The sequence below is a fragment of the Celeribacter marinus genome (genome assembly GCF_965656515.1).
Classification (GTDB): domain Bacteria; phylum Pseudomonadota; class Alphaproteobacteria; order Rhodobacterales; family Rhodobacteraceae; genus Celeribacter; species Celeribacter marinus_D.
Map to the genome: position 1 here is coordinate 105,951 of NZ_CBFHKW010000001.1, position 10,290 is coordinate 116,240.

A 10,290-nucleotide genomic window follows, 5' to 3' on the forward strand; every position below is an offset into this window, starting at 1 on the left:
CTTATAGCCCCTCGCGAAGAGAGTACGCCGCAGGATAGCGGCTCATAAACCGTGCGCGCAAGATCAGCACGAACAACGCCACTGCGCCCACTTGATGCGCAAGGCCAAGCGCCAAAGGTGCACCATAGATCACCGTCACAATGCCCAAAACGACCTGTGCGACCAACATCGCCACCATGGCATTGAACGCCCGCACTGTGGCACGGCTCGCGGATTTACGGCCCCTGAGCCAAACCACGATCCCGAAAGCAAACAACAGATACCCCGCCATGCGGTGAATAAACTGGACGGTCGCGGCGTTCTCAAAGAAATTGCGCCAAACGGGCGTCAATTCAAACGGATCAGGGGGCAGGATCTGACCGCCCATGAGTGGCCAATCCGTATACCCACGCCCCGCATCAATCCCCGCGACCAACGCGCCGAGCAGAATTTGCAAGAACGCAAAATGCAAAAGCCCTGTAGACATGCCAAACAGTTTGGCATCCCCCGCACGGCGCGCTTGCAGCATTTGCGCCTCTGAGCGTCCCAGTTGGAACACGAACCACGCAATAAACCCGAGGATCACAAAGGCCAGACCAAGGTGCGTGGCCAAACGGTAGGAGGCGACATCAAGGCGTTCCCCCTCAAGGCCTGAGGCGACCATCCACCACCCTATTGCACCTTGAAGCCCACCCAAGGCCCCGATCAGCAAGAGGCGCGGATACCACCCAGACGGCACTTTGCGCGCCACGGCAAACCCGAGAAAGCCAAGCGCCCAAACCAAACCAATCGTGCGGCCCAACTGGCGGTGTCCCCATTCCCACCAATAGATATGCTTGAACTCCGAGAGGCTCATGCCCTCGTTTTGCAAGGCGTACTCGGGGATTTGTTTGTATTTTTCGAATTCTTCGGCCCACGCGGCCTCTGAGGTCGGTGGCATGGCTCCCGTCACGGGTTTCCACTCGGTGATCGACAGACCGCTATCGGTCAGACGTGTCAAACCGCCCACGGCAATCATCGCCATAACCATCGCAAACAGCACAAACAGCCAGATACGTATTGCGCCACGCGCGCCCTGTTGGCCTTTATCAATCAATCCGCCACGCGGTGGGCGGTTCGGCTTTTGAGTGGTGGTGACGTCCTCGAAGATCGAGCGATTTTGCGCCATGGTGCGGTCCCTTATTTTTGGTCTTACCCGAAACTAGGGTTGTGACAGCCCAAGGGCAAGCGAACAAGCGCGCTCACTCGCCCAGAACCGCGCAAAACAGGCGCGGCAAAAGGTCTAGGTCTAGCCGCGCTCTTTCCACCGCTTCATTTGACGGATCATCCCATGAAACACCTGCACATCGGCGCGGGTCAACGGCATACGGCTCCACATATTGCGCAGCACGGCCTTCATCGACGCGGCTTTGTCCTGAGGGTAGAACAAGCCTGCTGTCTCCAGTGTTTCCTCATAATGATCCGCAAGTTTTTGCACCTCGACCAGACCGGCCCAATCCGTACTGGCCATGATCACCGTTTCAGGGATTACATCCGTGGTTTGGCGTTGCCATTCATAGGCGGTGAGCAACACCGCTTGGGCAAGGTTGAGCGAGGGGAATTCAGGGTTCACAGGAATAGAGATCAGCGCGTTGGCTTGGATCACGTCATCATTTTCAAGCCCTGCACGCTCGGGGCCAAACATCACACCCACTTTGCCGCCTTGTGCAATGATGGCACGCGCGTGCTCCATCGCACGTTCAGGGCTCATCACCGGCTTTGTAATATCGCGCATCCGTGCCGTGGTCGCAAAGACGTAATCACAATCGCCAATCGCGTCTTGCACCCTTTCAAAATGCGCGGCCTCATCCAAGAGACGCCCCGCACCAGACGCCATAGCCACCGCGTTTTCATTGGGCCAACCGTCACGCGGTGCCACAACCCGCATCCGGTCAAGGCCGAAATTCCACATGGCACGCGCCGCCCCGCCGATGTTTTCGCCCATCTGTGGACGCACCAGAACAAACGCGGGCGTTGGACCTGAGGTCGCCGCAGGATCGGGCGTCATCTCGGACGGTGTGTTGGGCGTTGTATCGGACGGAGTATCGTTCATGGGAACAGTCTCTCATAGGTCAGTGTGCGGATGAGGCGTGATAGGGGGATGCGGTCACGCTTGCAAGCCTTCCCGCCGCCGCGCAAAGACGTTATAGGGGGGCAAACCGCCCCTTTTGGATCATCCACAGGATCAACACATGTCCGACCACACCACCACAGACACCAACACTGACACTGGCGAAACCGACCGCCCACAACTGTATCTCGTCACGCCAGCCGTGCTTGACGTTGAGACATTCCCCGCACAACTGGCCGCCGTTCTCGAGGCCCATGATGTCGCGTGCGTGCGCCTGTCACTGGCCACCAAAGACGAAGAGGCCTTGGGCCGCGCGGCTGATGCGTGCCGTGAAGTCTGTCATACCCATGATGTGGCCATCGTGATCGATACCCATGTGGCCTTGGCCGAGCGTCACGGCCTTGACGGTGTTCACCTCACGGACGGGGCGCGCACCATTCGCAAGGTACGCAAGGCCTTGGGCGATGATGCCATTATCGGAACTTACTGTGGCGCGTCAAAGCATGACGGCATGACCGCCGCCGAAATAGGCGCGGATTACGTCTCCTTTGGACCTGTCGGCGACACGGGATTGGGCGATGGCACCAAAGCAGACAAAGAGCTGTTTGCGTGGTGGTCCGCCATGATCGAAGTGCCTGTTGTGGCCGAAGGCGCATTGACCCTCGATCTCACCCGCGACCTCTCGGCGGTTACAGACTTCTTTGCCATCGGTGATGAAATTTGGGGCACAGATGATCCTGTCGCAGCCCTCACATCCTTCATCGACGCGATATCCTAAGTACTTTACGCGCCTAAGAACTCCCTAGGCGTTTCGGGCAGGCCGCCACGCACGGCCTGCTCACACAAGCGCGCCATTTCCTTGCGGTCGGCCACATCCGCCACCGCAATCGGATCGTGAAAGGTGACACGGACGCTGCCCTGACGCGGTGTTTTGAGCACCTTGATCAAGGAGGGCGCAAAATCCATATCGCCCCACCACCCGTAAAACCGTGCCTCCTCCCCCTCGGGGGCGCGGTACGCGACGCTCACGGGTTGGATATAGACCTCATCACGCAATTGCGGTGCAAAGAACGCCGCAAACAATGTCGGTTTGAACGTAAGGACCCTGAGGCTATCGCTGGACGTGCCTTCGGGGAAAAACAACAACTTATGCCCCATGTGTAACCGATCTTCGAACAGCTGCTTTTGCTTGGCCGCATCTTTGCGATCCCGATTGATGAACACCGTCCCTGTTGATTTGGCCATCGTGCCAATGCCCGGCCAGTCCGCCACTTCGGCTTTAGACACAAAGAAAATCCGTTGCACCGCGTTGAGGACAAAAATGTCGAGCCATGTCGAATGATTGGCTACCACCGCACCGTGATGGCGCATCGGCTGACCCACGACCTCCAAACGCAGCCCCATCAGCCGCAGCGATGTACGTGACACAAAACGCGGGAAGACCGAGGACCACGGACGACGCGCGCCCACGACCAGACGCTCCCCCATGCGTGTTGCCAACATCAGCACCATGCACACACCAATCAACACCAAGATAGGCAGCCCACGGCGCAACGCACGCAGCGTCCCGCCACGCACAGCAACCGGATCTACGGGCGCAATATCGCTATGCCAAAGTGGATCACTCATACGCCGTGCCCTTTGATATACATGTTTTTCTGGCGCTGCGAAATCTGCGCTGTCTCAAGGATTAAACACACATCAACCGTATTGAACGCGCGATCAATGAACGCGCCCTCGCCCACGGTGCCACCCGTGCGCAAATACGCCTTGATCAAGGGCGGAATGGCCCGCATCGCGCGTGGCCGGTCAATCTGTGCGTCTGCAATCAAATCCATGCGCTGATAATGGTCCTCAACGGCCCGCACCCGCAATGCCTCAGGCGCCAGATGGCGGTGGTGCAGCAAGGACAACGGTTCGGCCAGTGTGTCTATATCGGTGCCATGAAACGAGGCCACACCAAACAAGACGTCATACCCGCCCTCAAAGACGAACTTTGCCAGACCCGCCCACATATGAAAAAGTGCTGTGCCCCCACGGTATTCGGGCGCCACGCAGGAGCGCCCAAGCTCGAGCAACCGTTTTCCCGATGTCTTGAGTGCGGTGAGATCGTATTCGCTCTCGGTGTAGAAACTGCCCAACCGCGCCGCCGTCTCCCCCGTCAACAGCCGGTAGACCGCCACACATTGCTCTAACGGATCATCCGAGCGCGCGTGATCAAGCAACATAAGGTGTTCGTAGTGCGGGTCGTACTCATCGCGCTCCAATTGCAACGCATGATCGACCATATCGCCGTCCGAGCCAAGTTCCTCAACAAACACGCGGTAGCGCAATCGTTGGGCTGCTCGCAAATCCGTGTCGCTCAAGGCGAAGCGCAATTCGAACTGCGGCTGCTGCTCAGTCATTGGGGATATTTCCGTTAAATGGGTGGACGGGTCTTACGGGCTTCGTCGCGTCAATGCAACAATTTGGTCGGGTCTCAAAAAATCACTCGCCTTGGGGTTGAGTTCCGGATCGAACTGAACCACATTTTGGTTACCTACTGCTCATACACCGCAACAAGCGCAATACGCGTGCTATCAATCACAACCTTGCCTTCGTGCAAAAACATAACAGTTAATTTACCATTTATGTTGGATTGTACCTGACCAGTTCCCCACGCTGCTTGTGTAGGGTGACGGACCAACTGTCCGGGTTCCAGCATCGCGTTCATATCGTCTTTCATACGTCTTCAAGCTCCAAACGTGCCCGTCAAAAAAGGACTCAAAAATGCCCAAAGAGCACGCCACACAAATTGCCGCCCTCCTCGGTTCGCGGATTTGCCATGACCTCATTAGCCCCATCGGCGCCATATCGAATGGTGTAGAGTTGCTCGGCCTGTCTGGCACCTCCGACATCTCGGAACTTAATCTTATCTCCGATAGTGTCGACAATGCCAACGCACGTGTGAAATTATTCCGCATCGCCTTTGGTCTGGCCTCCGCGGGCCAAATGACGGGATCAAAAGAGATGCACGCGATTTGCAACGCTCTGGCCACCAACCGCCTCACCTACGATTGGACGGTCGAGGGCGACCAAGCGCGCGATGAGGTCAAACTCGCGTGCCTGATGATGATGTGTGTGGAGACAGCCATGCCGCGCGGCGGCGTGATCCAAGTGAGCCACCACGACGGACAATGGACTGTTGTCGCACGCGCAGAGCGCTTGGAGCCTGATCCTGCACTTTGGGCGCGCCTGAGTGCGGTGCAAGACGTGGACACGCTCAAACCCTCCCAAGTGCAATTCGCCCTCGCACCGCTGCAGGCAGATCTGATGTCACGCCGCATCAAGCATAGCGAACCGGACGGCGCGTTGGTGCTTCAGGCGTAGTGCATCCGACCCAAAAGCGCGGGCCACAACGCACGCGCGCTTTTGTCGTCCACAGTCTCTAGCGTTTAGGCGCGCGTGGCCCCGTTCGAGGTTACAAGGTATTTAAATGAGGTGAGTTGTTCGGCCCCCACGGGACCGCGTGCGTGCATCTTACCCGTGGCAATCCCGATTTCGGCGCCCATGCCAAACTCGCCGCCATCCGCAAACTGCGTCGATGAGTTATGCATAACGATCGCACTATCAACCCGCTCAAAGAACCGCGCTACAACCTCCGGGTTTTCGGTGATCACGCAATCAGTGTGGCTCGATGAATTGGCGTGAATATGGGCAATCGCCCCGTCAACATCATCGACCACTTTGGCCGCAATAATGCTATCGAGGTACTCACAACCCCAATCTGCATCCGTGGCTGCAACAACACCGTCCAGCGACTGAAGAGTGGCGTCCCCGCGCACCTCGATGCCCGCCCCGATCAGTGCCGCAACAATCGCTGCGCCAAGACTACCAGCGACATCTTTGTGGATCAAAAGGCATTCGGCCGCCCCGCAGATCCCCGTGCGCCGCGTCTTGGCGTTCACAACCACATCAAGCGCCTTTTGCGCATCGGCGTCCTTGTCGATGTAGATATGTACGATGCCCTCAAGGTGGGCAAACACCGGCACCCGCGCCTCGCGCTGCACAAGGCCGACAAGCCCCTTACCACCACGCGGCACGATCACGTCCACATAGTCGATCATCGTCAGCAGCTCCTTGACCGCCGCGCGATCACGAGTCGGCACGCGCTGAATAGCATCCACGGGCAGACCTGCGTCCTTGAGCCCTTGTTGCAAACACTCATGGATCAAACAGGAACTATGGAAACTCTCGGACCCACCGCGCAAGATCACCGCATTGCCCGCCTTAAGGCACAGTGCCCCCGCGTCCGCCGTCACGTTGGGACGGCTCTCATAAATCACGCCAATAACGCCAAGCGGCGTGCGCACGCGTTTGATGTGGAGCCCGTTGGGACGATCCCATTCGGTCATCACCTCGCCCACGGGATCTTTTTGCTCCGCGATCGTCCGCAACCCGTCCATCATGGAACGAATACGATCTTCGTCGAGCATCAAACGGTCCATCATGGCGTCTGTCAGACCTTTGTCGCGCCCGAATGCGAGGTCTTTGGCATTGGCTGCGATAATTTCCTCACGCCGCGCCCACAACGCATCCGCCGCCGAAATCAGCGCCGCGTGTTTGCGCTCGGCAGAGGCATAAGATAATTCGGCCGACGCCGCTTTTGCCCGTTTGCCAATATCGGTCATCATCGCGTGAATATCTGTGTCGGTCATTATAGCACCATATCATCTCTGTGGATCAACGCGGCGCGGCCTGAATAGCCCAATATCGCCTCGATATCTGTGGTTTGCGCGCCCTTGATCTGAGCCGCCTCATCCGAAGTGTAGCGCGTCAGACCAATACCAATGCGTGTCCCATCGGGCCCCAATATCAAAACCGGATCGCCACGACCAAACTGGCCGACAACCTCTTTCACCCCTGCGGGCAAAAGCGATTTTCCGCGTCCCAACGCCGTGACCGCCCCTAAATCCACCACGATATCGCCCTTAGGCTTCATCGCACCGATCCAGTTTTTACGGGCATGCGCGGGATCCCCCATAGGTGTAAAGACGGTTGAGCGGCCACCCTCGACCAACGCCTTGAGCGGGCGCATCACTGCGCCTTGAGCAATGCTCATCGCGCAACCGCCCGCAATTGCGGTTTTGGCCGCCATAATCTTGGTCTTCATCCCGCCCTTGGAAAGCGACGAGACAGGATCGCCCGCCATCGCCTCAATCTCGGGCGTGATGGCATCCACATGCGCGATGTGAACCGCATTCGGGTCTGTGGCAGGATTGGCAGTGTACAGCCCGTCAATATCGGAGAGCAAAACCAAATGATCCGCCCCGATCATAACGGCGATTTGCGCCGCCAGACGGTCGTTGTCGCCATAGCGGATTTCATCCGTGGCCACGGTATCATTCTCATTCACAATCGGCACCGCGCCGAGTGTCAAAAGCGCATCCAACGTAGCGCGTGCATTGAGGTAGCGCCGACGATCAGCGGTATCTTCAAGTGTCAAAAGGATTTGCGCCGTCTTGATGTCACGCGGCTCCAGCGCCTCTTGGTAAGCGCGTGCCAAACGGATTTGACCCGCCGCCGCCGCCGCTTGGCTATGCTCTAGGGGAAGTGCACCCGCAGATAAGCCCAAAACGCCGCGCCCCAGTGCAATGGAGCCGGAGGAGACAATCACAACCCGCGCACCACCATCCCGTAGCATCGCCACATCATCGGCCAGACCCTCAAGCCACTGCGCGCGCAAGGCACCGTGTTCAACAAGAAGCGCAGACCCAATCTTGATGACAACCGTTTGTGCGTCTGCCAAACGTGCGGTGGTTAGGGTTTCCACGTCTCGTCTTCCTCGTCATCCCCCGCCTCTAGCTTTTTGAGGCGCAAGCGGTCCATCGAAATCTCGGCTTTGAGGGCGCGCAACACAGTATCTACACCCGCCTTGGACACACCCGACATGGTGTAGACGCGCCCGCCACTGGCCTCTTGCAAGGCGGAAAGTTTCTCCTCGACCTCTTCGTCGAGCAGGCTGTCGCATTTGTTGAGAACCGTGATCCGTGGCTTGTCGCCAAGCACATCATTGTAGTTCGAAATCTCGCCAATAATCGTCTGGTAGTCGCCAACAACATCCTCGGACGTGCCATCTACGAGGTGCAACAACACCGCACAGCGCTCAACGTGACCCAAGAACAAATCGCCAAGGCCACGCCCCTCGGATGCGCCCTCGATCAGGCCAGGAATATCGGCGACCACGAACTCAGCGCCATCAATGCCCACGACCCCAAGGTTGGGGTGCAATGTGGTGAATGGGTAGTCCGCAATCTTGGGCCGTGCATTGGATGTTGCCGCGAGAAAAGTCGATTTACCCGCATTCGGCAGCCCCAAAAGACCCGCATCCGCGATCAGTTTCAAGCGCAGCCAAATGGTACGTTCAATCCCCTCAAGGCCCGGATTGGCCGAGCGCGGCGCTTGGTTCGTGGAGCTTTTGAAATGCGAGTTACCCCAACCGCCGTTGCCGCCCTTGGCAAACACAACGACTTGACCCACCTCGGTCATATCGACCAATACCGTTTCTTCGTCCTCGTCGAGCACTTCGGTCCCTGCGGGAACACGCAACAATATGTCTTGCCCGTCTTTCCCCGTACGGTTGTTGCCCATGCCGGACTGACCGTTTTGTGCAAAAAAGTGCTGTTGATAGCGAAAGTCGATCAGCGTGTTGAGACCATCAACCGCCTCGATGATGACCGAACCGCCCTTACCGCCGTCACCGCCATTCGGGCCGCCGTACTCAATGTATTTCTCTCGCCGGAACGACACACAGCCGTTGCCGCCCGAACCGGAGCGGATGTAAACCTTGGCGAGATCGAGGAATTTCATATCAGTGTCCTTATCTACCCCGAAACGGGGCCTTTGGCGCAGGATTACCCGCTGTGGGCGATAAACTCAATGCAGGTTGTGTGAGATGAGATATCAAAGCACGTTATGTAAGGGCGAGAGCCGATCCAAAACCAAAACGGACGCCCGTTTGCCACGTGCGTCCGTTTGAAACTCTGACGACAATCGCGCTCAGGCGGTTTTACACAGATACGTCCATGTTTTCACCGTCGCCCCGCGCGAGACACAGAACGCTTCGGCATCGCCAAGATATTGAAACCCCGCAAAAGTCACAACACGAGCAGATGCCTGATTGTCCTGAAAGATGGATGCAAAAATAGTTTTTGACTTCAAAGGGTTGGCGTCCACAATTGCCTTTACTGCAGTGCGTGCAAGTCCGGTGCCCCAAAAAGACGGTGCCACCCAAAAGCTGACTTCGCATTGATCGCGGTCTAGCGGCTTGAGCGAGATCACACCCAACACTTCGGACAGCCCTTGTGCCGCACCATCCAAGACCCACGTTTGTGAGGCCCTCGCCGGATCATTTGCGCGTTTGATAAACGCTTCGGTGGCGCCGGGCGGCAAAGGATGGGGAATCGAACGCGTTGCATTCGCCACACGTTTATCGCCGGCATAGAGCGCCAAAAGGCCCTGATCGGAATTGCGGGCCGCGCGCAGCGTAAACCGCTCGGTTTCTATTGCTGTGTGCGCCTGAAGTTCGGGCACAATTGTCCGCTCGGGCAGACCTTTGATAATCATTGTCATGTCCTTTCCTCCTCGAAAGGGCCGCACGCAATCCGCTCCGCCTCCAAGCGAAAGAGATCAACACTTTATACTAGCGCGAGACTGTCCTCATCGACCTCGAAAAGATCAACGAGAGTTAATAGACCACCTGAGTCATCTCGTTAAAATTGTCTCCCGCTCAAAAATACACGCGAAACGAGAAAGGGACCGGCTTGCGCCGATCCCCCTGATTTTCTCAAACCGTTTCGGGTCGACTTATTCCGCAGCCTCGGCCACGGGAAGCACGGAAATAAACGTGCGCTTCTTGAGGCCTTTGTGGAACGTGACTTTACCGTCGGTCGTTGCAAAGATCGTGTGGTCACGACCAAGGCCTACGCCCTCGCCTGGCCAGAACTTTGTGCCGCGCTGACGCACGATGATATTGCCAGCAATTGCTGCCTGACCACCGAACAACTTGACGCCAAGACGGCGACCCGCTGAGTCGCGACCGTTACGGGATGAACCGCCTGCTTTTTTATGTGCCATGGTAGTATCTCCTAACTTATCGCTTACTGAGCCAGTTCTTTGGCCTGATCAACCCACTCGGGCTTCACTTTCACGGCGTCGAATGT

The 10,290-nt window shown here is 57.4% G+C and carries 12 protein-coding genes; 2 read left to right on the plus strand and 10 right to left on the minus strand.

All coding sequences use genetic code 11. The annotated features are described in order from the left end of the window. Position 1 precedes the first annotated feature (1 nt). Both ctaA and ACTG34_RS00530 read right to left on the minus strand, forming a co-directional pair. Complete coding sequence (gene ctaA, locus ACTG34_RS00525) at positions 2–1,147, minus strand: heme A synthase (RefSeq protein ID WP_439103100.1); 1,146 nt, start codon at positions 1,145–1,147, stop codon at positions 2–4. A gap of 120 nt (positions 1,148–1,267) precedes the next feature. Next, positions 1,268–2,026 carry an RNA methyltransferase gene (locus ACTG34_RS00530; RefSeq protein WP_439103112.1) on the minus strand — a complete coding sequence of 253 codons (759 nt, stop codon included), beginning with the start codon at positions 2,024–2,026 and terminating at the stop codon, positions 1,268–1,270. Between the two features lie 184 nt (positions 2,027–2,210). On the opposite strand from ACTG34_RS00530, the gene ACTG34_RS00535 reads away from it, so the two are divergent. Further along, positions 2,211–2,867 carry a thiamine phosphate synthase gene (locus ACTG34_RS00535; protein ID WP_439103101.1) on the plus strand — a complete coding sequence of 219 codons (657 nt, stop codon included), beginning with the start codon at positions 2,211–2,213 and terminating at the stop codon, positions 2,865–2,867. A gap of 5 nt (positions 2,868–2,872) precedes the next feature. Here the strand turns inward: ACTG34_RS00535 and ACTG34_RS00540 are convergent, their stop codons facing one another. From ACTG34_RS00540 to ACTG34_RS00550, 3 genes are all read right to left on the minus strand, one after another. Beyond that, on the minus strand, positions 2,873–3,718 hold the full coding sequence (locus ACTG34_RS00540) for a lysophospholipid acyltransferase family protein (protein WP_439103102.1): 846 nt from the start codon (positions 3,716–3,718) through the stop codon (positions 2,873–2,875). Continuing rightward, positions 3,715–4,494 carry a GNAT family N-acetyltransferase gene (locus ACTG34_RS00545; RefSeq protein WP_439103103.1) on the minus strand — a complete coding sequence of 260 codons (780 nt, stop codon included), beginning with the start codon at positions 4,492–4,494 and terminating at the stop codon, positions 3,715–3,717. Before ACTG34_RS00545 ends, ACTG34_RS00540 begins: the two co-directional genes overlap by 4 nt. Positions 4,495–4,628: 134 nt before the next feature. Beyond that, positions 4,629–4,814 (minus strand): DUF3553 domain-containing protein, encoded by a 186-nt coding sequence (locus ACTG34_RS00550; RefSeq protein WP_439103104.1) that lies wholly within the window; start codon positions 4,812–4,814, stop codon positions 4,629–4,631. A 44-nt stretch (positions 4,815–4,858) separates the two neighbouring features. Here ACTG34_RS00550 and ACTG34_RS00555 point away from each other — a divergent pair, with 44 nt between their 5' ends. After that, positions 4,859–5,458, plus strand: coding sequence for a histidine phosphotransferase family protein (locus ACTG34_RS00555; RefSeq protein WP_439103105.1), 600 nt, complete (start codon positions 4,859–4,861; stop codon positions 5,456–5,458). Positions 5,459–5,523: 65 nt separating this feature from the next. Here the strand turns inward: ACTG34_RS00555 and ACTG34_RS00560 are convergent, their stop codons facing one another. The 5 genes from ACTG34_RS00560 to rpmA all read right to left on the minus strand — a co-directional run bounded on the left by ACTG34_RS00560 (position 5,524) and on the right by rpmA (position 10,204). Next, positions 5,524–6,786 (minus strand): glutamate-5-semialdehyde dehydrogenase, encoded by a 1,263-nt coding sequence (locus ACTG34_RS00560; protein WP_439103106.1) that lies wholly within the window; start codon positions 6,784–6,786, stop codon positions 5,524–5,526. Then, positions 6,786–7,901: a glutamate 5-kinase gene (gene proB / locus ACTG34_RS00565; protein ID WP_439103107.1), complete on the minus strand. Its 1,116-nt coding sequence runs from the start codon at positions 7,899–7,901 to the stop codon at positions 6,786–6,788. The genes ACTG34_RS00560 and proB overlap by 1 nt, the downstream gene beginning before the upstream one ends. Next, positions 7,889–8,938 (minus strand): GTPase ObgE, encoded by a 1,050-nt coding sequence (obgE, locus tag ACTG34_RS00570; protein WP_439103108.1) that lies wholly within the window; start codon positions 8,936–8,938, stop codon positions 7,889–7,891. The genes proB and obgE overlap by 13 nt, the downstream gene beginning before the upstream one ends. A 189-nt stretch (positions 8,939–9,127) precedes the next feature. Next, on the minus strand, positions 9,128–9,694 hold the full coding sequence (locus ACTG34_RS00575) for a GNAT family N-acetyltransferase (protein WP_439103114.1): 567 nt from the start codon (positions 9,692–9,694) through the stop codon (positions 9,128–9,130). 240 nt (positions 9,695–9,934) lie between these two features. Next, positions 9,935–10,204, minus strand: coding sequence for a 50S ribosomal protein L27 (rpmA, locus tag ACTG34_RS00580; RefSeq protein ID WP_062215519.1), 270 nt, complete (start codon positions 10,202–10,204; stop codon positions 9,935–9,937). Positions 10,205–10,290: the final 86 nt, after the last annotated feature.

What these genes read in the sequence shown, in the direction of transcription:
- rpmA (WP_062215519.1), bottom strand. Translation starts at nt 10,204, where the DNA reads ATGGCACATAAAAAAGCAGGCGGTTCATCCCGTAACGGTCGCGACTCA.
- ACTG34_RS00550 (WP_439103104.1), bottom strand. Translation starts at nt 4,814, where the DNA reads ATGAAAGACGATATGAACGCGATGCTGGAACCCGGACAGTTGGTCCGT.
- ACTG34_RS00545 (WP_439103103.1), bottom strand. Translation starts at nt 4,494, where the DNA reads ATGACTGAGCAGCAGCCGCAGTTCGAATTGCGCTTCGCCTTGAGCGAC.
- ACTG34_RS00575 (WP_439103114.1), bottom strand. Translation starts at nt 9,694, where the DNA reads ATGATTATCAAAGGTCTGCCCGAGCGGACAATTGTGCCCGAACTTCAG.
- ACTG34_RS00540 (WP_439103102.1), bottom strand. Translation starts at nt 3,718, where the DNA reads ATGAGTGATCCACTTTGGCATAGCGATATTGCGCCCGTAGATCCGGTT.
- obgE (WP_439103108.1), bottom strand. Translation starts at nt 8,938, where the DNA reads ATGAAATTCCTCGATCTCGCCAAGGTTTACATCCGCTCCGGTTCGGGC.
- ACTG34_RS00555 (WP_439103105.1), top strand. Translation starts at nt 4,859, where the DNA reads ATGCCCAAAGAGCACGCCACACAAATTGCCGCCCTCCTCGGTTCGCGG.
- ACTG34_RS00560 (WP_439103106.1), bottom strand. Translation starts at nt 6,786, where the DNA reads ATGACCGACACAGATATTCACGCGATGATGACCGATATTGGCAAACGG.
- ACTG34_RS00530 (WP_439103112.1), bottom strand. Translation starts at nt 2,026, where the DNA reads ATGACGCCCGATCCTGCGGCGACCTCAGGTCCAACGCCCGCGTTTGTT.
- ctaA (WP_439103100.1), bottom strand. Translation starts at nt 1,147, where the DNA reads ATGGCGCAAAATCGCTCGATCTTCGAGGACGTCACCACCACTCAAAAG.
- ACTG34_RS00535 (WP_439103101.1), top strand. Translation starts at nt 2,211, where the DNA reads ATGTCCGACCACACCACCACAGACACCAACACTGACACTGGCGAAACC.